The 23244-nt window shown below is 62.5% G+C and carries 23 protein-coding genes and 1 tRNA gene; 10 read left to right on the plus strand and 14 right to left on the minus strand.

The genetic code is table 11. From position 1 onward, the window contains the following. Window positions 1-16: 16 nt before the first annotated feature. From ACPWMG_RS08400 to ACPWMG_RS08425, 6 genes are read right to left on the minus strand one after another with little or no spacing between them, the layout of a single operon-like run. Entirely contained in the window at window positions 17-1048 is a 1032-nt protein-coding gene (locus tag ACPWMG_RS08400) for an ABC transporter ATP-binding protein (RefSeq protein ID WP_483304190.1), read from the minus strand. After that, window positions 1045-2061 (minus strand): ABC transporter ATP-binding protein, encoded by a 1017-nt coding sequence (locus tag ACPWMG_RS08405; protein ID WP_483304191.1) that lies wholly within the window; start codon window positions 2059-2061, stop codon window positions 1045-1047. The genes ACPWMG_RS08400 and ACPWMG_RS08405 overlap by 4 nt, the downstream gene beginning before the upstream one ends. Continuing rightward, window positions 2058-2975 carry an ABC transporter permease gene (locus tag ACPWMG_RS08410; protein WP_483304192.1) on the minus strand — a complete coding sequence of 306 codons (918 nt, stop codon included), beginning with the start codon at window positions 2973-2975 and terminating at the stop codon, window positions 2058-2060. Before ACPWMG_RS08410 ends, ACPWMG_RS08405 begins: the two co-directional genes overlap by 4 nt. Continuing rightward, entirely contained in the window at window positions 2972-3946 is a 975-nt protein-coding gene (locus tag ACPWMG_RS08415) for an ABC transporter permease (protein WP_483304193.1), read from the minus strand. Before ACPWMG_RS08415 ends, ACPWMG_RS08410 begins: the two co-directional genes overlap by 4 nt. Continuing rightward, entirely contained in the window at window positions 3943-5421 is a 1479-nt protein-coding gene (locus ACPWMG_RS08420) for a SidA/IucD/PvdA family monooxygenase (protein WP_483304194.1), read from the minus strand. The genes ACPWMG_RS08415 and ACPWMG_RS08420 overlap by 4 nt, the downstream gene beginning before the upstream one ends. A gap of 8 nt (window positions 5422-5429) precedes the next feature. After that, window positions 5430-6395, minus strand: a complete 966-nt coding sequence (locus tag ACPWMG_RS08425) for a LysR family transcriptional regulator (RefSeq protein WP_483304195.1) — start codon at window positions 6393-6395, stop codon at window positions 5430-5432. A 158-nt stretch (window positions 6396-6553) separates the two neighbouring features. On the opposite strand from ACPWMG_RS08425, the gene ACPWMG_RS08430 reads away from it, so the two are divergent. Together ACPWMG_RS08430 and ACPWMG_RS08435 are read left to right on the plus strand one after the other, a co-directional pair. Then, window positions 6554-7012, plus strand: a complete 459-nt coding sequence (locus tag ACPWMG_RS08430; RefSeq protein WP_483304196.1) for a YeeE/YedE family protein — start codon at window positions 6554-6556, stop codon at window positions 7010-7012. Continuing rightward, a complete protein-coding gene (locus ACPWMG_RS08435) occupies window positions 7012-7449 on the plus strand; it encodes a DUF6691 family protein (RefSeq protein ID WP_483304197.1) in 438 nt (145 codons plus the stop codon). The genes ACPWMG_RS08430 and ACPWMG_RS08435 overlap by 1 nt, the downstream gene beginning before the upstream one ends. 3 nt (window positions 7450-7452) lie before the next feature. Here the strand turns inward: ACPWMG_RS08435 and ACPWMG_RS08440 are convergent, their stop codons facing one another. The 4 genes from ACPWMG_RS08440 to ACPWMG_RS08455 form a co-directional block, all read right to left on the minus strand. Then, a complete protein-coding gene (locus ACPWMG_RS08440; protein WP_483304198.1) occupies window positions 7453-7875 on the minus strand; it encodes a nuclear transport factor 2 family protein in 423 nt (140 codons plus the stop codon). 10 nt (window positions 7876-7885) lie between these two features. Continuing rightward, window positions 7886-8503, minus strand: a complete 618-nt coding sequence (locus tag ACPWMG_RS08445; protein WP_483304199.1) for a VOC family protein — start codon at window positions 8501-8503, stop codon at window positions 7886-7888. Then, window positions 8496-10172, minus strand: coding sequence for an FAD-dependent monooxygenase (locus ACPWMG_RS08450; RefSeq protein ID WP_483304200.1), 1677 nt, complete (start codon window positions 10170-10172; stop codon window positions 8496-8498). The genes ACPWMG_RS08445 and ACPWMG_RS08450 overlap by 8 nt, the downstream gene beginning before the upstream one ends. Window positions 10173-10237: 65 nt before the next feature. After that, window positions 10238-11221, minus strand: coding sequence for a Bug family tripartite tricarboxylate transporter substrate binding protein (locus ACPWMG_RS08455; RefSeq protein ID WP_483304201.1), 984 nt, complete (start codon window positions 11219-11221; stop codon window positions 10238-10240). 175 nt (window positions 11222-11396) lie between these two features. Between ACPWMG_RS08455 and ACPWMG_RS08460 the strand changes: the two genes are divergently transcribed. After that, window positions 11397-12293 carry a LysR substrate-binding domain-containing protein gene (locus ACPWMG_RS08460; RefSeq protein WP_483304202.1) on the plus strand — a complete coding sequence of 299 codons (897 nt, stop codon included), beginning with the start codon at window positions 11397-11399 and terminating at the stop codon, window positions 12291-12293. A gap of 38 nt (window positions 12294-12331) precedes the next feature. Here ACPWMG_RS08460 and ACPWMG_RS08465 read toward each other — a convergent pair whose 3' ends face one another. Then, the gene (locus ACPWMG_RS08465) at window positions 12332-13237 is read right to left on the minus strand and encodes a LysR family transcriptional regulator (protein WP_483305208.1); all 906 of its coding nucleotides are present in this window, start codon (window positions 13235-13237) and stop codon (window positions 12332-12334) included. A gap of 121 nt (window positions 13238-13358) precedes the next feature. On the opposite strand from ACPWMG_RS08465, the gene ACPWMG_RS08470 reads away from it, so the two are divergent. Beyond that, window positions 13359-14945, plus strand: a complete 1587-nt coding sequence (locus tag ACPWMG_RS08470; protein WP_483304203.1) for an MFS transporter — start codon at window positions 13359-13361, stop codon at window positions 14943-14945. A 231-nt stretch (window positions 14946-15176) separates the two neighbouring features. On the opposite strand, the gene ACPWMG_RS08475 is transcribed toward ACPWMG_RS08470, so the two are convergent. Further along, window positions 15177-15252, minus strand: a tRNA-Lys gene (locus ACPWMG_RS08475). A 379-nt stretch (window positions 15253-15631) separates the two neighbouring features. Here ACPWMG_RS08475 and ACPWMG_RS08480 point away from each other — a divergent pair. Next, complete coding sequence (locus ACPWMG_RS08480) at window positions 15632-16534, plus strand: PfkB family carbohydrate kinase (protein WP_483304204.1); 903 nt, start codon at window positions 15632-15634, stop codon at window positions 16532-16534. Window positions 16535-16558: 24 nt separating this feature from the next. Here ACPWMG_RS08480 and ACPWMG_RS08485 read toward each other — a convergent pair whose 3' ends face one another. Next, a complete protein-coding gene (locus ACPWMG_RS08485) occupies window positions 16559-17536 on the minus strand; it encodes a GMP reductase (RefSeq protein WP_483304205.1) in 978 nt (325 codons plus the stop codon). Between the two features lie 548 nt (window positions 17537-18084). Here ACPWMG_RS08485 and nudB point away from each other — a divergent pair. Both nudB and clsB read left to right on the plus strand, forming a co-directional pair. Next, entirely contained in the window at window positions 18085-18597 is a 513-nt protein-coding gene (gene nudB / locus ACPWMG_RS08490; RefSeq protein ID WP_483304206.1) for a dihydroneopterin triphosphate diphosphatase, read from the plus strand. A 20-nt stretch (window positions 18598-18617) separates the two neighbouring features. Beyond that, window positions 18618-19874, plus strand: coding sequence for a cardiolipin synthase ClsB (clsB, locus tag ACPWMG_RS08495; protein WP_483304207.1), 1257 nt, complete (start codon window positions 18618-18620; stop codon window positions 19872-19874). Between the two features lie 21 nt (window positions 19875-19895). Here the strand turns inward: clsB and ACPWMG_RS08500 are convergent, their stop codons facing one another. Further along, complete coding sequence (locus ACPWMG_RS08500; protein ID WP_483304208.1) at window positions 19896-20813, minus strand: LysR family transcriptional regulator; 918 nt, start codon at window positions 20811-20813, stop codon at window positions 19896-19898. Window positions 20814-20961: 148 nt separating this feature from the next. Between ACPWMG_RS08500 and ACPWMG_RS08505 the strand changes: the two genes are divergently transcribed. From ACPWMG_RS08505 to folE, 3 genes are all read left to right on the plus strand, one after another. Next, window positions 20962-21696 carry a DsbA family protein gene (locus tag ACPWMG_RS08505; RefSeq protein WP_483304209.1) on the plus strand — a complete coding sequence of 245 codons (735 nt, stop codon included), beginning with the start codon at window positions 20962-20964 and terminating at the stop codon, window positions 21694-21696. 44 nt (window positions 21697-21740) lie between these two features. Further along, the gene (locus ACPWMG_RS08510; protein ID WP_483304210.1) at window positions 21741-22358 is read left to right on the plus strand and encodes an NAD(P)-dependent oxidoreductase; all 618 of its coding nucleotides are present in this window, start codon (window positions 21741-21743) and stop codon (window positions 22356-22358) included. 164 nt (window positions 22359-22522) lie between these two features. After that, the gene (gene folE, locus ACPWMG_RS08515; RefSeq protein WP_483304211.1) at window positions 22523-23239 is read left to right on the plus strand and encodes a GTP cyclohydrolase I; all 717 of its coding nucleotides are present in this window, start codon (window positions 22523-22525) and stop codon (window positions 23237-23239) included. Window positions 23240-23244 lie beyond the last annotated feature (5 nt).

Genomic DNA, 23244 nt, shown 5'->3' on the forward strand with positions numbered 1-23244 from the left:
GTTCAGTTGGTGTCGTTCAGGGCGTGTCGTTGAGATGGCACGCGCTTTGATGGTGGACGGCAATGCCACGCAGCTTGGGCGCCTCGACGCTGCAGCGTGGCATGGCCTGCGGACATCGTGGGTGAAAGTGGCAGCCGCTGGGCGGGTTGATCGGGCTCGGGATCTCGCCGCGAATGGTGTTGAAGCGTGTGCGGCGTGATTCGATGCGCGGAATCTCGGCCAGCAGCGCTTGGGTGTACGGGTGGTTGGGGTGGGCGAAGAGTTCTTCTACCGGCGCGCTTTCCACCACACGGCCCAGGTACATCACGGCCACGCGGTCACATACGTGCTCCACCACGCCCAGGTCGTGGCTGATGAACAAATAGGCCAAGCCCAGCTGGTCGCGCAAGTCCATGAACAGGTTCAGGATTTGCGCCTGGATGGAGACGTCGAGCGCGGCCACGGCTTCGTCGCTGACCAGCATGGCCGGTTGCACGGCCAGTGCGCGCGCAATGCCGATGCGCTGACGTTGCCCGCCGCTGAACTGGTGTGGATAGCGGTGGCGCAACGCAGGGTCGAGCCCGGCGCGCTGCAGTTGCGCACACACGTAGTCGTCTTCACCGGCCGCATCGGTCAAGCCATGCAGACGCGCTGCTTCACCGACGATGCGCGACACGCGCAGGCGCGGGTTCAGGCTGGAGAATGGGTCTTGGAACACCATCTGCACGCGCAGCCGAGCGGCCAGGCGTTGCTCGGCGTTCAAGCTTTGCAGTGCGGCGCCGTTCACGTGTACCTCGCCCTCCGTGGGCGACAACAAACCTGCGGCGATGCGCCCCAAGGTCGATTTGCCGCAGCCCGATTCACCGACCAAGCCCACCACTTCACCGGGGCGCACAGCCAGGTCGACGCCATCAACGGCGTGCGTCACGACTGGTGCCTTGGTGATACCCACGCGGCGCAGCGCGCGGCCAAAGCTGCCAGGCTCCGCTTGCGCACCGAAGCGCTTGGTCACGCCGCGCAGGTCGACCAACGGCGTGTCTTTGTCCACTTTGCTCGATAGCGCGTTCATGCTGCGGCCTCCATCAACATCGGCGTGCCGGGGTGGAAGCAGCGGGCCAAATGGCTGGGTGTGTCAGAGCGCGGGCGGGTCGTCTCGGGCATGGTTTGGCAGGCGCTGGTGGCGCGGGCGCAGCGTGGCGCGAACGCGCAGCCGGGTGGCATGTGCAGCAGGTTGGGCGCCATGCCGGGAATCTGCTGCAGGCGGGCGCCGCGTTGTTTGGTCTTGCGGTTGGCGCTGGGCAGGCTGCCGATCAGGCCTTGGGTGTAGGGGTGTTGCGGGTGGTCGAGCACATCGTCCACGCTGCCGTGTTCGACGATGCGGCCGGCATACATCACGGCGATTTCATCGGCCAGGCCGGCAACCACAGACAGGTCGTGGCTGATCCAGATCAACGCCATGCCGGTCTCGCGCACCAGCTTTTGCATCTCCGAGAGGATCTGTGCCTGGATGGTCACGTCCAGGGCGGTGGTCGGTTCGTCGGCAATGATCAAGTCGGGGCCATGCAGCAGCGCAATGGCGATGGCCACGCGTTGGCGCATGCCACCCGAGAGCTGGTGCGGATAGGCGCGCAGCCGGTCGTCTGGGCTGGGAATACCCATGCGTGCCAGCGCCTGCGCGGCCTGCGCGCGCGCCTCGGCTTTGGACACCTTGCGGTGCGCGTGCACGGCTTCCATCATTTGGGTGTCGATGCGCAGCACCGGGTTCAGCGTGGCCATGGGGTCTTGAAAGATCATGGCGATACGGTTGCCTCGCAGTGCGCGGCGCTCGTTGGCGTGCAGCTTGGTGAGGTCTTGGCCTTGGAATAGAACCTCGCCGCCTGCCACACGGCCTGGTGGGTCGACCAGGCCCATGATGGAGAAACCGGTGACCGATTTACCGGAGCCCGATTCACCCACCAAGCCCAGCACCTTGCCGCGGCCGAGCGTGAACGATACGCCATTGACCACGGGCAAAACGCCCGCGCGGGTATGGAACTGCGTTTGAAGTTCGCGCACTTCGAGCGTGGGGACTTCGGTGTTCATTTCTGCAGTCTCGGATTGAGCGCGTCGCGCAACTGGTCGCCCACCAGGTTGATCGCCACGATGGTGGCGAGCAGCGCCACGCCAGGGAAGAAGCTGATCCAGTATTCGTTGGACAGCAGGTATTGGTAGCCGTTGGAAATCAACAGCCCGAGCGACGGCTCGGTGATCGGCACGCCTAGGCCGAGGAACGACAGCGTCGCCTCCAGCGTGATGGCGCGCGCCACTTGCAGTGCGCCAATCACCAGCAGCGGCGGCAGGCAGTTGGGCAAGATGTGGCCGGTGAGAATGCGCCAGCGCGGAATGCCTTGGCCGCGTGCGGCCTCTACGTATTCGCGGTTGGTTTCCACCAGCGCCTGGCCGCGTGCGGTGCGCGCGTAGTAGGCCCATTCCAGCAGCACCAGCGTGAGTACCACATTGCCCACGCCCTTGCCCACATAGGCCAAGATCATCAGCGCCATCAGGATGGTGGGGAACGACAGCAGCAAATCGACCAGGCGCATCAGCACCGCATCCACCTTGCCACCGGCATAAGCAGCGAGCAACCCAACCAGCGTGCCCACCACTGCTGCAATCGCCGCAGAGCCAATGCCCACCAGCAAGCTGATGCGCAAGCCATAGATGATGGCCGAGTACAAATCGCGCCCCTGGCCGTCGGTGCCGAGCCAATAGGTATAGCCCGCCGAGCTGCTGGGGGTACCGGGTGTGAGGCGAGCATCGAGCACGTCGAGCTGCATCAGGTCGTAGGGGTTTTGTGGCGTGATCCAGGGCGCAGCCATCGCGGCCAACACCACCAGGCCGAGGACGATCAAGCCGCCAACGGCCACGCGTGAATGCAGAAAGTCTGCGGCCACGCGCCACCAGATCGAATGTTCGTCGAAGGTCTTTTTGCGTGGGGTCGTATTGTTTTTGTTCATCGTGCACCTTCCAGTCGTACACGTGGATCGAGTAGCTTGTAGAGCAAGTCCACCACCAGGTTCAGCGTGACGAAGATCACCACCACCACCATCAGGTAGGCCACGACCACGGGGCGGTCGAGTGAGTTGATGCTGTCCAGAATCAGCTTGCCGGCGCCGGGCCAGGCGAAGATGGATTCGGTGACCACGGCGTAGGCGATGGTGGCGCCGAGTTCCAGCCCCAGCACGGTGACCAGCGGGATCAGCGTGTTGCGTAGCACGTGCATGATGACCACGCGGGTGTTGGTCAGCCCCTTGGCGCGCGCGAACTTCACGAAGTCTTGCGGCAGCACTTCGCGCACACCGGCGCGCGTCAAGCGCAGCACCAGCGAGATCTTGAACAGCGCGAGGTTGAAGGCGGGCAAGATCAAATGCTGCAAACCATCCCACGTGAGCCACGACCACTGAATGCCGAGCAGCGCGCGGGTTTCACCCCGGCCGCTGGCGGGCAGCCAACCAAGCTGCACGCTGAACACCATGATGAACATCAGCGCCACCCAAAACGCCGGCAACGAAAAGCCGACGATGCTGAAAGCCATCAGCGCCTTGGAGATCGGGTGATCCGGCTTCATGCCCGCAAACAAACCCAGCGGCACACCGATGACGATGGCCAAAATCAGCGCGCCCACGGCCAGCTCCATGGTGGCGGGCAGGCGCTGCAAAATCAGCTTGATGGCGTCTTCCTGGTAGACAAAACTCTTGCCCAGGTTGCCGTGCAAGGCCCCGTCCACAAATGACAGGTACTGGCGCCACAGCGGTTGATCCAACCCCAGGCGGGCGATGGCTTCCAGCCGCTCTTGCTGATTCATGTCGTCGCCGATCAAGATGTCGACCGGGTTGCCGATGGCGTGCAGGCCCACGAAGACGATCACCGTCATCAGCGCGACCACCAGCGCGGCCTGCGCGATGCGGCGTATTAACCAGCCGATCATTTCAAGTCGCCTTCATAAGCAGGGAATTCGGCGGGCGTCCACTCGTCGCCAAACAACTCTGGCTCTGCGTAGTTTTCCATTGAAGCGAAGTGCGTCGTGATGTCTTCGGTGAACAACTTGCCAGCCAGGCCTTGGGCCAAGCGCTTGGCGCCGTCGCTGATTTGCGGAATGTCGCCCGCCACCGCGCCGTGCGACAGGGCTGACGGGTAGCAGAAGCAATGCACGCGGTCTAAGCCGGGGCAGGCACCGGGCGTCTTTTCTTGAAACTCAAACAGCGCGCCGAGGTCGGGCGATTGGGCCAGTTCTGCATCTTCCTGGCCGGGTTGCGCCTGGTAGCGGTCTTGCCACAAACGCACGGCGGGGGCGAAGGCTGCGAACTCGGGGCGCAAGCTCCAGTCCAGGCGGAAGCCGGTGCAGAAGATGACGAAGTCGGTGGCGAGTGGGCCCTTGGCGGTGTCGAGCCGCAGTGCGTCATCTGCGCGCAGCGCCGCGCCCGAGACGGGCGTGCCGATGTGGAAGTGTGCGTTGGCAAAGCGCGAGACGCGCAGCGTGCTGCCGTGCGGCGGCGGCACTTGCTGCACGTTGATGTAGTGGCGCAGGCGCCATTTCCAATCGTCGGGCAGGGCCCAGAAGCCTTGGGCAATGCCGGGGCTGCCAGCACCTTTGCCTTTGTTAATGCGTGGCAACTCGGCGCGGCGCACCAGCAAATCCACACGCGCGGCGCTGGCTTCCAGGGCGGTGGCGGCGCTGTCCATGGCCGAGGCGCCGCCGCCGATCACGGCGACGCGTTTGCCCGCGAACTGTGCTGCATCCCAGCGGTCGGCAGAGTGTGCCCAGCGGTCGCGCGGCAGGCTGTGCGCCCAGTCTGGCACCCAAGAGCCGCCCAAGCCGTCGCGGCCGGTGGCCAGCACCACGTGGCGGGCCAGCACGGTGTAGGCGCGGCCATCTGCCGTGTCATCGGCCAGGTCGATTTGCACCAGGTCGTCGGCGCGTGGTGTCACGGCCAACACACGTTGCTGGTTGCGCACGTCGAGCTCCAGCACCTGGCGATACCAACGCAAATACTCCGCCCATTGCAGGCGCGGGATTTTGTCGAGTGCGGCCCAGGCCTCCAGGCCGAACTGCGCTTCAAACCACGCGCGGAAGGTCAGGGCGCCGAAGCCCAGCGCGGGGCCGGTCAGCTCTTTGGGCGAGCGCAGGGTTTCCATGCGCGCTGTGGTGGCCCAGGGGCCTTCAAAGCCGGTGGGGGCGCGGTCGAAGATGCGGGCTTGCACGCCCAGGTGTTTGAGCGAAGCGGCCAGCGCCAGGCCGGCCATGCCGCCGCCGATGATGGCGGTGTCGAGCACGTCTTGGCCAGCGGCGGTGCGCGTGGGCACCCAGCGCTTGCCGGGCAGGCCCAGCCAAGACAAGTCTTGTCGCAGGCGGGCCTCTAGGGCGGCGAGGCCCGAGGTAGATGGGGTGGGGTTGGATGACATCGTTGACGTTATTTGGATAAGGGGGCTTGCGTGCTCTGCAGCAGCGTGGCGTGGTCGGCCACGTCGTGCTGCACAAAGCCGGGCAGGGCTGTTGCGGTGTGCAGCAGCGCATCGACCAGCGCACGCACCGGCGTGGTCAAGGGCCGCGACTGCGGGGTGATCACGCCGAAGAAAAAGGGGATATGGGTGTCGATGGGGCGCATCACCAAGCCGTCGCTGGAGGCGCCTATGGCGGTCAACGGCTCCAGTACAGCGACGCCCAGGCCCGCGCGCACCAGGGCTTGGGCGTTGACGGAAGAGTTGGTTTCAATCAGCGCGTGGTGCCGTCCGGGCGCGCGGCCGGCTTCGGCCAGCACCGCGTCTAGCCGGTGGCGCAGACGGAAAGGGTTGCTCATGGTGATGAGGCGGCGCTCTGCCAACGCAGCCAAGGGCACGGTGGCCAAGGCGGCGAGCGGGTCGTCTTGCGGCAGCATGGCCACGCAGCCGAGTTCGCCAATCCAGTGCACTTGCAAACCCTTGTGTTCCAGCGGCAAGCTGCTGGTGCCCAACTGCACGGTGCCGGTCAGCACGGCGTGCACCACCTGTTCGGGTGAGGCGGTGCGCAGTTGGATGGGGGCGGGGCCGGTGGTGGCTTCCACGCGCATCAACGCTTGGGGCAAAAGGCCGACCGATAAAGCGGAGGTGGCTGCCAAGAGCAACGGTTGCGCATCGCCGCGCGCGATTTCTACCGCGCGTTCGTGGATGCGGCGCAGCCCGGCAAGGGCACGTTCGGCGTCTTCATACAGCAGGAAGCCTTGCTCGGTGGGCGTGACGCGAGGGCCGTTGCGTGCAAACAGCGGGTAACCGATTTCGGCCTCCAGCTCTTGCACCAGCCGCGTGATGGCCGGTTGCGAGCGCTCCAACAACTTCGCCGCGCCCGTGATGCTGCCTGTCGACATGACGGCGGCAAAGGCTTCGAGTTGGCGGAGTTCCATGCATTCAAATCATTTGAAAACCGAATGATGACGTATGAAGTATGTGATTGGCAAATACTAAAAAGGCTTGAGCTTATTTGAAAAATGTTTGAGAGCAAAATCGCTTGCTGGCGCTTGTGCGTCATGCGTAGGGTGCTATGACTTCAGGAGAAAACATCATGTCGTTCCCTTTAAGCCTCGACTGGGCCGCCTTCACGCCCGGCGCGGCGTTGGCCGGAGGTGCCCTGATTGGCGCCGCCGCCGGGCTGCTGGTTTTGCTGAATGGCCGGGTGGCGGGCATCAGCGGTGTGCTGGGTGGTTTATTGAAACCTGCGGCCGGCGACATGGCCTGGCGCATAGCTTTTGTACTCGGCTTGGTGGGCGCGCCGCTGCTCTATGGTTTATGGACGGCCGTGCCGCAGTTGCAAATCGACGCGGGAGATGGCGTGCTGGTGGCGGCGGGCCTGCTGGTGGGCTTTGGCACACGTTATGGCTCGGGCTGCACCAGCGGTCACGGCGTGTGTGGCTTGTCGCGCCTGTCGCTGCGTTCGTTGGTGGCGACGCTGGTGTTCATGGGCGTGGGCTTTGCCACGGTGTATGTGGTGCGCCACCTCGTGGCACATGGAGGCGCTGTGTGATGAAGGTTTTTGCCGCGTGGCTCTCGGGCCTGGTTTTTGGCTTGGGCCTCATCTTGTCTGGCATGGCCAACCCGGCCAAAGTGTTGGGCTTTCTGGATTTGGCCGGGCGTTGGGATCCGTCACTCGCTTTGGTGATGGTCGGCGCCATCGGGGTGGGCTTGGTTGCATTCAGTCTCGCGAAAAAACGCAAGCGGTCGCTGCTCGGCGGCGAGATGAAGTTGCCCACGGCGACGCGCATCGACCGGCCCTTGGTGCTGGGCGCGGTGATGTTTGGTGCGGGTTGGGGCTTGGCCGGTTTCTGCCCCGGCCCGGCCTTGGTGGCGTTGGGCCTGGGTGAGTTCAAGGCGGTGGTGTTTGTGCTGGCGATGCTGGCTGGCATGGTGCTGTTTGAAGTGACGGTGGGCCGTCGACGCCATCCTCCCGCCGTGTCGACATAAGCCCTAGGGTTGGAACACGATGTGGGTGCGGCGATGTTGGAACCGCCAGCCGTCGGCGGTGAGCACATAGTCATCAGCGTAGTCGACCACCAACGGCGGCGAAACCGGCAGCGGGGTGACGCCACCCTCTCGCCCGGCGGCGGCGTACATCAGGGCGGAGCAATGGCCCGTGGCGGTGCTGGGGCCAGTGATGTCGATGCGGATGTTGCTGATCAGATGGCGCGTCACCCGGCCCGTGGGGCGTGCGTTCAAAAACGCCAGAATGGCTTCGTGGCCGGTGCTGGTTTGCCCGGCGCGCTCGAAAACGCCATTGGCCGCGAAAAGCGCCACGAAAGCGGGGTAATCAAGGTGGTCTACCGTCCAGGCAAAGTCTTGGCACAGGCGGGCGCAGTCGCGTTCGCAGAGAAGTTTTTCGTCAAAGTGCATGGTCTGACGGTCAACGCAGGTTAAGGGTGTCGAGTCCGCGTGCCGCGCTGTCGGGCCGCTTCTTGATGCTGGCTTCGTCTTCACCGGCGTGAAAGCGTCTGGCCAACTCGGCCGGTTCGAAGTCGACGCCAATCGGGTTTTTGGCAAACGCCGCACTGTAGAAAAATGCACCGGCCTCTTGCACGGTGTTGTAGTTGTCGACCTGTAGCTCGACCTGGTTGCCATCGGGGTCCGCGTAATACATTGACGTGGTGGGGCCGTGGTTGAGGCAGCACACGGGGCGAATGCCCGCCTGGTCCAGACGCTCGTAGGTGCTCACCAGGTCGCTCAGCGAAGCATAGGTAAAGGCCATGTGGTGCACACCGGCTGTGCCTTCGCGCTGCGGCGCCAGGCCGGGGATGTTCAGCACGGCAATGCGGTGGTGCTCTTCGTCATACGACAGAAAGGCCAGGTTGCCATCAGAGAAGGCTACCGTGGCGCCCAGCACGGTGGTGTACCAGTGCACCAAGGCATCGAACTGCGAACTGCGCAGCACCACATGCGCCAGGCGATCGGGCGAGATGATGGGCTTGCTGGTCTTCTGATCCGTTGGAGTTTTTTGTTGGCGGGATTCAAGAACTTCACTCATGGACTGTCTCCTCTAGGGGTTGGGTTGCAATGGAGTGGGCGGCGCTTGGGACTATCTGCCCGGTGGCCATGGCGAGGACGTCAAAACCGGCATGCGTTGGCCAGGTAGTGCCAGCCCAGGCGATGTGTTGGTCTGGGCGAATCAAGGTCAGCGGCTCGTCGTAGAGGCTGACCACCGCCGGGTTGTCGATGTGCAAAACCTTGAACGGCACGCCAAGCCTAGACGCGTCGCGCATGGCTGCACTGAACGCCGCGTCAGAGGTGCCTTGCCGTACCAGCAAGGTGAAGCCTGCGCCAAAGTGGTCGAACAGCGAGCTGCCATCGTGCAGCCAGGCGTGTGGTGCGCGGCCACCCGGCACCGAGCTGGGCACGTAGTTCAAGAAGTCGCGTGGCGCGGCAGTGGTGCCGGGTATTTGCTGCACGATGGGCGAGTGGGTGTAGCGGTCGCCCAGAATCGTGCCCAGGGTGTAAAACTCAGCGAGCTTCTCCGCGTTGATGCGCTGGCCCACACGTTGGCGGGCGGCTGCGCCGGCGGGGGTGTCGTCTTCCAGCCCTTCTTCAAACAGTGCATTGCTGACCTTGGCGTGGTTGGCCGAGGCCTCTTGCAGCACGTTCAGGTGCACCGGGCGGCGTTCCAATTCGTAGCTTTGCAGCAGCGTTTCGCCGCCCCAGCCTTGCAGCACGGCGGCCAGCTTCCAGCCCAGGTCGACGGCGTCGCTCACCCCCATGTTCATGCCAAAGCCACCGTAGGGCGGGTGAAGATGGCAGGCGTCGCCGGCCAGAAAGACGCGGCCGTCGCGGTAGCGGTCGGCGATGGCGCGGTGGGCCAGCCATTCGTCGATGCTCAAGATCTCAAACGGCAGGTTGATGCCGGTGGCGCGGCGGATCAGGTCGGCGGCGCTGTCCATGGTCACCTGCACGTCAGGCGCCAAGCCGGTGGGCATGAAGAACCAGCGGTCGTCGGTGTCCATCGGGCCGACCAGGCTGGGCACCTCGCCATTGACCTGCCAGTACATGATGGCTTTGCCGTGGCCGTGTGCTTCTGCCAAGCCCGGCGCACGGAAGACGATGTTGTAGTTTCTGGACATGGCAAAGTTGCCTTCCAAGCGTGCGCCGATCGCGTCGCGCACGGGGCTGCGCGCGCCATCACAACCCACCAGAAATTGCGCTTCGATTTCAAACTGCTGGCCGGTGGTCAAGTCGCATACCGTGGCGACCACCGCATCGGCATCTTGCGTGAAGCTGAGCAACTCGCACTCGAGCTGAACACGCGCGCTGTCCACCGTTTGCAGATGCTGCTGCATCACTTTTTCAAGCATGTACTGCGGAATCCACTGCGCGTGTTCGGCGTAGAGCGGGTTGCGGCCCGGGGCGCAGTACAGCGCGTTTTCAAAACGCGTGAGCAAATGGCCCGCCATGCGGGTGGTGAAGGCGATGTTGGAGGGGTAGTCCAGGCCCAACGGCGAGGCCTGGCGCAGCGCCTCTGCAATGCCCCAGCGCCTGAAGTGTTCGCGGGTTCTGACGTTGGTGGTCTTCGCGCGCGGCGCCACACCGATGCGCGGGTTTTTCTCAGTCACCACGCACTGGATGCCGCGGTGCCCGAGTTCGATGGCAAGCCCTTGGCCCACGGGGCCCGCACCGATGATGAGAACCTGGGTTTGTTGGCGCATGGTTTTGCTTTTAGGCATAGGGTGGTCGGATCGCTTGCGGGTTAGCGCGTGGGTTAGCTACTCGGTTACTCGGCGCTGGCCCCGGTGCGCTTCACCATGTCTGCGTAGTAGGTGGTCTCGCTGGCAATGAGTGAAGACAGCGCGGCCGGTGCGATGGGGTAGGGCACGAAGCCAAACGCCGAGAACTTCTCTGCCACTTCGGGCTGCGCCAGCACATCGTTGAGGCTTTGGTTCAGCGTGGCGACCACGGCGGGCGGTGTGCCCTTGGGGGCCATGAGGGCGAGCCAACTGCGAACCGACAAGCCCTTGGGCCCGCCCGACTCTTCAAAGGTGGGCACGTTGGGCATGAAAGCTGAGCGTGGGCTGTCCGCCACGGCGACGATGCGCAGCTTGCCTGCTTTGAGCAGCGGCCCCGCGCTGGCCAGGCTGGCAAGCGCCCAGTCGACTTCGCCGGTCGACACCGCCACATACAACTGGGTGATCTCTTTGTAGGGCACGTGCACCATCTGTGTTCCGGTGAGCGCCTGAACCTGCGCCGCGCCGATATGCAGTGGCCCGCCCACGGCGTTTGAGCCGAAGGTCATCTTGCCTGGCGCGGCGCTGGCCGTGGCGATCAGGTCTTTGACCGAATGGATAGGGCTGTTGCTGCTGACGACGATAAAAAACGAGAGGCGGTAGAGACCGCCGACCGGCACAAAGTCGGTCTTCGGGTCGTAAGGCAAGCTTTTGAACAACGACGGGTTGATGGAGAGATGGCCCACATCCGCCACCAACAAGTCGTAGCCCGTGGGCGCGGCCTGCTTGACGGCGCCGGCCGCGATAAAACCATTCGCGCCGGGGCGTGGGTCGATCAACACAGGCTGCTTCCAACTGGCGCTCAAGCGTTCTCCGACGATGCGGGAAACAACGTCTGGCCCGCTGCCGCCGGGGAAGGCTGAAATCAGCCGTACCGGTTGGTTCGGAAAGCTCTGGGCTGAGCTGGGGCTGGTGGACAGGCTCAGGCACAGGGCCAAGCCAGCGGCTAGAAAAGCAGCGGTGCGACGGATCATTTTTGTCTCCAGTATTTCTTATAGAGGCGAGTGAACTCTCGGCGTTGGGGCGCTGGGTTCCTCGTCCTTGGGACGCATATTAGGAGGCCGGTTTTGATCCGAGCAGATGCTATTTTTTGAATGTTGATACCTTTGCGGTATCACTAGACGTTTCGCGCATGTCTAATGCTGTTTTATGAAACTCAGTGCCCTGCAGAACCTCATGGCGGTGGTGGAGCGTGGCAGCATCCGTGCCGCCGCGCGCTCTATGGACGTGCCGCAACCGGTCATCACGCGCAGCATTCAGGAGCTAGAGCGCGAGCTCAAAGTCATTCTGTTTGAGCGTGGCAAAAAAGGGGTGACGCTCACGCCGATGGGACAGGTTTTTTGGCGCCGCACGGTGATGGCCATTGGCGAGTTACGCCGCGCGCAGGATGAGCTGGACCAACTCCGGGGCGAGACCCATGGCAGCGTGACCATCGGGCTCTCCATGGTCTCGCAGATCACGTTGCTGCCCGGCGCGCTGAAGCAGTTTCGCCAGCGTTACCCGAACGTGACGCTGGACATCATCGACACCCTGTACCCCGGCGCGGAGTCGGCACTGAAAGACGGCACCATCGATTTTTACGTGGGGCCAGTGATTGAAAACGTTTCACCCGGCCTGGGCGCCGAGAAGATTTTCGACACACGACGGGTTATCTTCTGCCGCAAAGGCCATCCGCTGGCCAACGCCAAATCGCTGGGCGACTTGGTGCACGCGGAATGGATCAGCACCTCGGTGACCAACAAAGCCGAGGATGAGATCGGCCCGCTGTTTGCGCAGTATGGCCTGCCCACACCGCGCCTGATGCTGCGTGCACATGCCGGGTTGACCTACATCATGATGCTGGCCAACTCAGACTTTCTGATGATGCTGCCGGAGAAATGGGCGCAGTTTCCGCTGTGGGGCAACCTGTTCGAAGCGATTCACGTCAAAGAACTGTTGGCCACCCGGCCCATCTGCATCGTGCAGCGCACGGGCCTTCCACTGACTCCCGCCGCCGAGTACTTTTGCGACATGGTGCGCAGAGAGGCTGCGAGCCTTGACGCATAGAAGCACAGAAGCACCTGAGGCCCTGGCATCGAGCTTTGCTACGCGGCTTTGATTGGGCCTCCTTTTCGTCGCGCGGGCTTTTCTTGGCGTGCCCATTCGGCTTGTTCGATGAGGCGGCCAAGTTCAAGCACCGCCAGGCTACGCTCCTCAGCTGCGATCTCGCTGTAGGCCAGCCTGAAGTCCAGCATCGGCAATCGGGGCAGGCCGTGGCGTTCGTCTAGCGCCACCATGCCTGGGCGCAGGTTGTCGCTGGTGAAGACGGCCACCGCAAGGCCACTCAGCGCGGCGGCACGCAAATCCTCCAGGCTGTGCGAACTGAAGGCGCTGTGCCAAGTGATTTCAGCGGCATCGAGTGCCTCAAGGCTGACCTGGCGGCACACACAGGGCGGTGGTGAATAAGCCAGGGGCAGCGAGGCACCGCTTGGGCGCTCGAAGCCTTCGGCCGCGGCCCACACCATGGGCAAACGCCGAAGCAAGGTGCCCTCAGCGGTATCTGAAATCGACACCGTCACGGCCAAATCCAACTCGCGCTCGCGCAGCATCGCGCCCAAGTCCAGCGTCAGCCCGACGCTCACCTCAAGGCGCACGTTGGGGCAGTTGCGTGAGAACTGGTGCAGGAGTTGCGGCAGGCCTTCACGCATGAAGCTTTCTGGCACGCCGAACCGCACCGTGCCCTCGATGGGCGAGCAACGAAAGTGCTGCGCCAACGCATCTTGTGCCTGCAGGATGCGTTCGGCATGGCGCAAGAAATCTTCGCCGTCTGCGGTCAGGCTCAGGCGGCGCGTGGTGCGCCGAAACAGCGGCCTCCCCACCAGTTCTTCCAGCCGACGGATCTGATGACTGACTGCTGATTGCGTCAGATGAAGTTGCTCAGCCGCACGGGTGAAACCGTTGGCTTGGTGCACCGCAATGAAGGCCTGTAGCAGACCGGCATCAATGTTCATGGTGGACATGATTGATGAATTTCTTCGTTGAATCCAAGAAAATTCTATCATTTGCGTCATAAAACAAGCGCCGTGAGAATGTCCCAGCCCTCTGGCTTTCTCTCATTTCTCAAAGACCTTGATGCCTTCTGAATTCCCCTGCCGCCCCGTCCTTGCATTGGCCGCCATTTGCTTTGCAGCGCTGATGTTTGGCCTGGAAATTTCGAGTGTTCCGATCATCTTGCCGGTGCTGGAGGCGCATTTGCACGCCGACTTCCAGAGCCTGCAGTGGATCATGAATGCCTACACCATCGCCTGTACCACCGTACTCATGGCCACCGGCACGCTGGCCGACCGCTATGGACGGCGTCGCGTGTTCGCGCTCACGGCACTGGCTTTTGGGGTGACCTCGTTGCTGTGCGGCGTGGCGCCCAACACGCAAACACTGATCGCCGCGCGTTTTTTGCAAGGCATGGCCGGGGGCGCCATGTTCATCTGCTCCATCGCCATCCTGTCGCACCAGTTCCCCGACAGCAAGGCACGCGGCCGCGCCTTCGCGATTTGGGGAGTGGTCTCGGGTATCGGGCTGGGCTTCGGTCCGGTGATTGGCGGCGCTATCGTCGCGGTGGCCAGTTGGCATTGGGTCTTCTTGGTACAGGCGCCGCTGGCGGTGCTGGTTTTGGTGCTGATCTTCGCCGGCGTGGTCGAGTCCTGCGACCCGCAGGCACGCCAGCAAAAGCTGGACGTGGCGGGCATCGTCACCCTCACCATCGCGGTGCTCGGGCTCACGTCGTTGATCACGCAGGGAAATGCGCTTGGCCGGGCCAGTTGGCGCGCGCTGGGCTTGATGGCGGTGACGGCCGTCAGCTTGGTGAGCTTCTTGATGGTGGAGCGCTTCCATCCGCACCCGATGTTCGATTTCTCGGTGTTCAGGATTCGCGACTTCTCGGGCGCGATCTTCGGCTGTATTGGCATGAACTGCAGCTACTGGCCGTTCATGATTTTTCTGCCGCTGTATTTCTCGGCTGGCTTGGGCTACGACACCACCACCACCGGGCTGGCACTGCTGGTCTACACCGTGCCATTTCTGGTGATGCCGCCCATTGCGCAATGGCTGTTGCTGCGCTACCAGGCGCGTTTCGTGATCCCTGCCGGACTCTTCTTGCTGGGCCTGGGCTTCATGCTGATGAAGCTCGGCAGTGGGCTTACACACTTGGGCGGGTGGACGGTGTTGCCTGGTGCGCTGATGGCGGGCGTTGGCCTGGGCCTGACCACCACGCCCGCCACCAACATGACGACGGCTTCGGTGCCAGCCAACCGCGCCGGCATGGCTTCGGGCATCGATGCGAGCGCACGTTTGATCACCCTGGCCATCAATATCGCTGTGATGGGACTGGTGTTGGTGGCGGGCATTTGGGCGGCACTGCACGCTGCTTTGGCTGTGGTACCAGGCAATGGACTGGATGCGGCAAGCCTGCGCACATTGGCCGAACAGCTTGCGGGCGGAGATGTGGCGGGGGCCAAGGCGGCATTGGCGCCGCTGACATTGCCGGAGACACCCGATGCGGTGCTAAAAGCTGCAGTCACCCGAGGCTTTGGGTGGGTCATGCTGTATGGGTGCCTCTGTGCTTGGTTGACCGCCGCGTTAAGTTTGGCGGTGTTCGGTGGCCGCAAGGCTTCAGCGGTTGCCATGGCATCCAACACTGGTTTAAATGGAAGCGCGAGATGAGAGGTTGATGCGGTCAGGCTCCGCGTCAGCTCGCTGTTGGAGGGGGCTTGTATGTCGAGCGCAGTGGTTTGGCAGTGATGCCAACGTGGTCTGTGTAGAGTTGCTGTGAGCGCTGCCCACTGCACTACCAAGTCGCGTTTAAAAGCTTCTCCGAAGTCGGAAACAAAAAAGCCTCCGCGAGGGAGGCTTTTGAAATCGAGCACTAGGTGTGCTGAATCAATTTTATTCTAGTGGTGGGTCCTGAGTGACTCGAACACTCGACCTACGGATTAAGAGTCCGCTGCTCTACCAACTGAGCTAAGAACCCACTAGACAACAAGGTGATTGCTTGTTGCTAAGCCCACTATTATGCCGCAAATTTTCAACTTTTTCCACTTTGATGCGTTTGAATAGAAAAATGTTGCGATCTTCCAACCTGGAGTGGTGCACGGGCTGCCGTGCGTAAAAGTGCCCAGGGGTTAACCATGTCGGGTGGCACCATGGCGGGCCGCGTGTTGTGGCCTACCATTGGGGGCTACCCGTAATGCGCGGTGGTGAATTTGTGAAAACGGATGGGCTGTCGGGCTGTTGGTGCAAGACGCGTCAACCCATTCTCGAATTTTGACGTGGACAAGAGCATGACAACTGGGCCATCAGAGATCAATCAGCCAAACCCCGATTCCAAGCGCCGCCCGCGGATTTGCACTGTGGGACATGCGGCCGTCGACCACTGTTTTGACATTGAGTCTTTTCCAAACGCGCCCACCAAAACGCCAGCAAGCCAGTACCGCGTGATCTCCGGCGGCATGGCGTCGAATGCTTCGATCGCAGCGGCGCGCCTTGGTGCTGAAGTGCATTTGCATGGCGCGGTGGGCGATGATGAATCAGGGCGTTTTTTGGCCCGATGTCTTGTCAGCAGCGGTGTGCGTTGTGGCGGCTTGCAGCAGGTGCCGGGCGCTTCGTCGTCGATCTCGGCGGTGATCATTGATGCCAATGGCGAGCGGCAGATTTTCAACAACCGTGGCAACGCCCTGGCGTTGGCCCAGCCCATGGATACCAGCACGCTGCACGGCGCTGACTTGGTGATGGTCGACCCGCGTTGGATGGCGGGTGCCGAGACCGCACTGCGTTGGGCGCGCGCCAACAGTGTGCTGAGCATTCTGGATGGTGATTTGTCACCGCAGGCCGATCTGCAGCGCTTGAGTGCACTGGCCGATTGGTCTGCGTTTTCCGAGTCTGGCCTGGCGGCGTTTGCGCCCGGTCTGTCGATGGAAGACGCGTTGCGTCAGGCGTTGCGCGATGGCTCGCAGGTGGCCGTGGTGACGATGGGGCAGCGGGGCGTGGCTTGGCTGCGCAAGGGGGCCGATGGGGCACTCGACGGCGAGGTGCAAGTGGTGCCTGCGTTCGAGGTCAAGGCTGTCGATACCAATGGCGCCGGTGACGTGTTTCACGCCGCCCTGGCGTTGGCGCTGGCGGAAGGGCAGTTGGATGACCGCGCTGCGATCCGTTTTGCTTGTGCGGCAGCCGCCATCAAATGCATGCGCAACGGTGGTGTGGTGCGCGGCCCGGACCGCGCAGAAGTCGACGCGTTTTTACACGCGAACCTGTAAAGCCCGCGTGTCAAAAGCCAGGGCTTACATCAGCAGATGTTCGCCCGCGTTGTCGCCGCCCAAGATCACGTAGTTGACCTTGCGGATGTCCATCAGCTTGGTGCCGCCGGCATAGCTGATGGAGCTTTGCACGTCTTGCTCCATCTCGATTAGCGTGTTGGCCAGCTTGCCTTTCACGGGCTCCAGAATGCGCTTGCCTTCCACGTGTTTGTATTCGCCCTTGTTGAAGTCGCTGGCCGAGCCGTAATACTCTTTGAACAGTGCGCCATTGACTTCCACCGTCTTGCCTGGCGACTCTTCGTGACCTGCAAACAGCGAGCCGATCATCACCATGGTGGCGCCAAAGCGAATGCTCTTCGCGATGTCGCCGTGGTCGCGGATGCCGCCGTCGGCAATGATGGGTTTGGTGGCCACACGTGCACACCACTTCAGGGCCGACAACTGCCAGCCGCCGGTGCCAAAACCAGTCTTCAGTTTGGTGATGCACACTTTGCCCGGGCCAATACCGACCTTGGTGGCGTCAGCACCCCAGTTTTCCAGGTCGATGATGGCTTCAGGCGTGCCCACGTTGCCCGCGATGATGAAGCTTTTGGGCAGGTGCTGCTTCAGGTAGCCAATCATGTTCTTCACGCTGTCGGCATGGCCGTGCGCGATGTCGATGGTGATGTATTCGGGTGTTAGGCCCGCAGCGACCAAGCGGTCTACGGTTTCGTAGTCGGGTTGCTTCACACCGAGGGAGATCGACGCAAACGTGCCCTTGGCCTGCATCTCGCGCACAAACTGCACGTTGTCCAGGTCGAAGCGGTGCATCACATAGAAGTAACCGTTTTGCGCCATCCACGTGCAGATGGGCTCGTCGATCACCGTTTTCATGTTGGCTGGCACGACGGGCAGGCGGAACTTGCGGCCCCCGAGTTCTACGCCGGCATCACATTCCGAGCGGCTCTGCACGCGGCATTTGCGGGGCAAGAGGAGGGCGTTGTCGTAGTCAAAGATTTCCATGTCCGATGGCTTTCATCAAAGGTTTAGAACTTGTCCGTCGATGCATCGGGGCCGCGTTGAGGTGCAATCGGGATGAATTGGCTGTCAGAGACCGCAGCATGGGCTCTCTGCCCATACAAGGGCTATGGCAGACAAATCGCCCGATTTCACCTCAACCCTCCGGGCAAATGGTCTTTCGGGCGAGCTGCGTTGTTGCAAAACCAGCCAAGGCAGCAAGCCTTGGCTTGGGTTTTACGCCTCGCATCTCATCCCGAAATACCATTTGTGCGGTCCCGACGCATCAACGGATAAGTTCTTGAATTAAACGATTGAGCGCTTGGACTGAAGCCGGTTCTTTCTGCGCGCCAGGGCATGAGGACGCTTGGTGCAGAAACAAAAAACCGGGCTGCAATTGCTTGGGCCCGGTGATTGATTCTAGTCCTTTTGTGGCGCTGTCTTGGCTGCAAGCCGCTGTAACCCCCTACTGGGCGCAGGGTGGTGGTTAAGGGTTTACCTGTTGCGCCTGCGGTCGTCGTTCTTTCGTGATCCTTCGCTAAGATGAATGCGACATGGAATCCGCCGCACACGTGACCACTGACCCCAAACCTCCCAAAATTCCGCAGTCCGTGCTGGTCGTGATCTACACCCCGGCGCGCGAGGTGTTGTTGATTTGCCGGGCCGACGTACGCCACACCAGCGTGCCGCATTGGCAGTCGGTCACCGGCAGCAAGGATTTTGTGGACGAACCCTTTGCTGAGACAGCGGCGCGCGAGGTGCTGGAAGAGACCGGTATCGACTGCACGCCCGGTAGCCCGCTGGCCGATAGCCTGCAAGATTGGGCGCTGGAAAACGTCTACGAAATCTACCCCGAGTGGCGCTACCGCTACGCGCCGGGTGTGGTGCTGAACACCGAGCATGTGTTTGGCCTGCAGGTGCCTGTGGGGACGCCGATTCAACTCAACCCACGCGAGCACAGCGCGTACCAGTGGTTGCCGTACCAGCAGGCCGCGCAACAGTGTTTTTCAGCGTCGAACGCCGAGGCTATTTTGCTGTTGCCGCGTTTTGACGGCAGCACCAACTGACGCCAAACCACCTGTCCCACATGCGCCGCACCGCCGCCCGACTTCGCCCTGGCCACCGGCTTGTGCTGCTGGAAGGCGCGCAGGCGCTGGTGCCCGCCATGGTGGCGGCGATGGACGCTGCCAAGTTGCAGATCCGCCTGGAAACCTACATCTTCGACTTCACGGGCGCCGGGACGCAGGTGGGCGAGGCATTGGAGCGTGCCGCATTGCGGGGCGTAGAGGTCTGCGTGTTGGTGGATGGTTTGGGCACGCCGTTTCTACCAGTTGAGTGGCGAAGGCGTTTTGCCGACGCTGGCGTGCAATGGCGCGTGTTTTCGCCCGTGAATGCGCTGGCGCTGTTGCTGCCAGGGCGTTGGCGCAGGCTGCACCGCAAGCTGTGTTTGGTGGATGGGCGTATGTTGTTCTGCGGCGGCATCAATGTGCTGGATGATTTCTACGACCCCAGTTATGGCGCGCTGCGTGCGCCTCGGCTGGATTACGCGGTGCAGGTCGTCGGTCCGCTGGTGGAAGATGCGCGTGTGGCCATGGCACGGTTGTGGGCGCGGCAAACGCCGTTGGGGCAATCGCGGCAAGGTCACGCGGCTTTTGATACCGAGCGTGCCCTGTCATTTGTGCCGCATCTGGGGCAGCGGCTGGCACGGCCTCGGCGCCGGGAGGCGGGCGCCGTGGCCATGTTGGCGTCAGCGTCGGGTGAGTCTCCGCAAGCTGTGGCGGCCCTGCTGTTGCGCGACAACCTGCTGCACCGTCGCCGTATTGAGAGTGCCTACCTGCGCGCGATTGGACTCGCCCGGCGCGAAGTGTTGATTGCCAATGCCTACTTTGTGCCAGGTTTCAAGCTGCGCCGTGCCTTGGTGCTGGCTGCGCAGCGTGGTGTGCGTGTGCGCCTGTTGCTGCAGGGGCAGTATGAGTATTTCATGCAGTACCACGCGGCGCGCGCGGTGTATGGCGTGCTGCTGGCGGCGGGGGTGGAAATTGTCGAGTACGCGCCGAGTTTTTTGCACGCCAAGGTGGCGGTGATCGACGGGCGCTGGGCCACGGTGGGGTCGTCCAACCTCGACCCGTTGAGCCTGCTCGTGGCGAACGAGGCCAACGTGGTGGTAGACGAAGCCTGGTTCGCCAGAATCTTGCGCCGCCGTCTGCTGCATGCCATCCGCACAGCGGGTGAGCCGCTTAACGCCGAGCAATATGCCCAGCGACCTTTGCGCCAACGTGCGCTGGAGTATGTGGCCATGCTGGTCATGCGGCTGGCATTGCTGGTCAGCGGCAAGCGGTATTAGACGTAGGGCTGGGCGCGGTTTTCAGCGATAGCCCTTGGAGGCGTCGCGCGCCGCGAAGTGGGCCACCAGGAAATCAAGCATGGTGCGTAAAGTGGCCGAGAGTTGCTGGCGTGAGGTGTATACGCCGTAGATGCCCATGCCTTGCGCTTGCCAATCCGGTAGCAGCGGCACCAAGGCCCCGCTGGCCAATGGGCCGGCGGCGGAGAACATGGGCTGCAAGGCAATGCCTGCACCCGCCATGGCCGCCTCCAGCAGCACCACCGAATCATTGGCGCTGAGGTTGCCGCTGACGGGCACGCTGGCGGGTGCAGCGTCTTGGGCATCGGGGCGCGAAAACTCCCACAGGCTTTTGCCAAAGTACGAATACGTCAGGCAGTTGTGCAGCGCCAGATCTTCCACGCGGCGCGGGGTGCCGTTTTTCTGGAGATACGCGGGCGACGCGCAAATCACCGAGGGGCAATCACCAAGGCGGCGTGCAATCAGATTGGGGTCGAGCTGGTTGGTGATGCGAATGGCCAGATCAATGCGCTCGCGCACCAAGTCCACGGTCTGGTTGCCGATCTGCAGGTCGATTGCCGTGCGCGGGTGGCGCTGCAAGTAAGCCGCCACGGCCGGTGCCAGCACCGACTGCGCTAGTGACTGCGAACACGCAATGCGCAGCATGCCGTGCGGTTCATCGGCCTCTGTATCGGCCGCCACGGGCATCTGCTCGGCGACTGCCAGCATCTGCTGGCAGCGTGCGAGCGTGGCTTCGCCTGCGGCCGTCAGGCCCAGCTTGCGGGTGGTGCGGTGCAGCAGGCGGGCGCCGGCCCATTGCTCCATTTGCGCCAGATAACGCGTCACCATGGCGCGCGACATGTCCAGCGCGTCGGCTGCGCCAATCAGGCTGCCGCGTTCATTGATGGCCACAAACACCTTGGCTGCGACGATGCGGTCCATGATTCATCCGATCTGAGAAATGAATAGTTGATCGAATAGGCATTTTTCATTCGATCTGTGCAACGTATTCTCGGGCATCTGTTCAGCGCAATGGAGTTCAACCTCCAAACAAAGCGCTGCCACTTTGGAAGTTCTGGAGTTTGAAACCATGTCTGTTGCGACCGCATCCCTGGCGCCCCAAGCCACGTTGCATTACATCTTTGACCCGCTGTGTGGCTGGTGCTACGCCGCCGCGCCACTGATTGACGCCGCACGTGCTGTACCCGGCTTGGTCGTGCAGTTCCACGGCGGCGGCATGCTGGCGGGCCCCAATCGCCGTGCCATCACCTCCCAATGGCGCGAGTATGTGATGCCGCACGACCGGCGCATCGCCCAACTGACCGGCCAGCCTTTTGGTGACGCCTATTTCAACGGCCTGTTGCGTGACACCAGCGCGGTCATGGACTCGGCGCCGCCCACCACGGCCGTGCTGGCCGCCGAGGCCTTGGCTGGACGTGGGCTGGACATGGCGCATGCCGTGCAGCGCGCGCATTACGTGGACGGCCTGCGTATCGCCGAACCAGAGGTGTTGGTGGCCCTGGCCGTGGGCTTGGGGCTGGATGCAGAAGCCTTCCGCGCGGCCTATGTGCAAAGCGAAGGCGCCGCCACGCAGCAGCACTTTGCCAACAGTCGTCGTCTGCTGGCGCAGGTGGGCGGGCAGGGCTTTCCAACGTTGGTCCTGGCGCTGCCCGATGGCACGGCGCGCGTGCTCGACATCGGCCCGTGGCTGGGGCGTGCAGGCGGCTGGCAAGCCGAGCTGCAACGGCTGGTCGGCGGCGCCTCCAGCGCTAAGCCCTCCGGGGCTGAGCCACTGGCCTGTGGCCCCGATTTTTGTGCAACTTAAACCACTTGAGCCGCTTGAGTCTTTTTAACCTGAAGGAAACACATATGAGCAAGATCGTCATTCTGGGCATCACCGGCCGCGCTGGCTCCCGTATCGCTACCGAACTGTTGAGCCGTGGCCACACCGTCACCGGCATCGCCCGCAAGGTGGAGGGCGTAGCCCCCCAGGCCGGCCTGACGTTGAAGGCCGGCGACGCTACATCCGCTGCTGCTCTGGTGCCGTTGATCCAGGGACATGATGTGCTGATCAGCAGCACACGTTTTGCCGGTGGCAGCGATGCCGCCACGCTGCTGGCTGCGGCCAAGCAAGCTGGTGTGCCACGCCTGATGGTGGTGGGCGGGGCGGGTAGTTTGGAAGTGGCACCTGGCCTGGCCGCGATCGACACACCGCAGTTCCCTGAAGCTTACAAAGCGGAAGCCGGTGCGGGTCGTGTGTTCTTGCAGGCGCTCTACAACGAGAAAGATGTTGACTGGACCTTTGGCTCACCCTCGGCCGAATTCAATCCTGGCGAGCGCACCGGCAAGTTCCGCGTGGGCACCGACCAGATGCTGTTCGATGCCAATGGTCAGAGTCACGTCTCAATGGAAGACTACGCGATTGCGTTCGCCGATGAGCTTGAAGCGCCCAAGTTCTCGCGCAAGCGTTTCACCGTAGGCTATTGATGCCGCCAACAGGACAGAGCGTTCTTTCTGTCCTGCTGCAAAAATAGTAGCTGTCTGCGCTTATGCGGTAAGCGCTGGCGGCCTGAATGCCTTAAAGGCCTCAGGCAGACTGGAAAAGCTTTCGCTGGTAATATCTGTCGATGCAAATGAATGAGCCACTCGACATGCCTGCTGTTGCCCCGACTGAAAATACTGCCGACGAAGGCACACCAGTCTCCGTCAAAATCCGCGAGCGCCTGAAAGCCGCGCGCAAGCGCTTCAACGCCAACGACAACATTGCCGACTTCATCGAGCCCGGCGAGTTGGGGGCCATGTTGGACGAAGTCACGGTCAAGATGCAGGGCGTGCTCGACAGCATGGTGATCGACACCGCCAACGACCACAACACCAGCAACACCGCACGCCGCGTCGCCAAGATGTACGTGAACGAAGTGTTCCGTGGCCGCTATGTGCCGGTGCCCACCATTACTGAATTTCCCAACGCCGAGCACCTGAACGAGCTGATGATTGTCGGCCCGATCACGGTGCGCAGCGCCTGCTCGCACCACTTCTGCCCGGTCATCGGCCGCATCTGGATCGGTGTGATGCCGAATGAACACACCAACGTTATCGGCCTGTCGAAATACGCCCGCCTCGCCGAATGGGTGATGGGCCGCCCGCAAATCCAGGAAGAAGCCGTGGTGCAACTGGCCGACCTCATCATGGAGAAGACCCAGCCCGACGGCATGGCCATCGTGATGGAAGCCACCCACTACTGCATGGCTTGGCGCGGCGTGAAAGACATGGACAGCAAAATGATCAACTCGGTCATGCGCGGCGTGTTTCTCAAAGACCCGAACCTGCGCCGTGAGTTCTTGTCGCTGATTCCGCAAAGGGGGTAATTGCC

The organism is Hydrophilobacter chitinilyticus (genome assembly GCF_049860745.1).
Lineage (GTDB): Bacteria > Pseudomonadota > Gammaproteobacteria > Burkholderiales > Burkholderiaceae_C > Rhodoferax_B.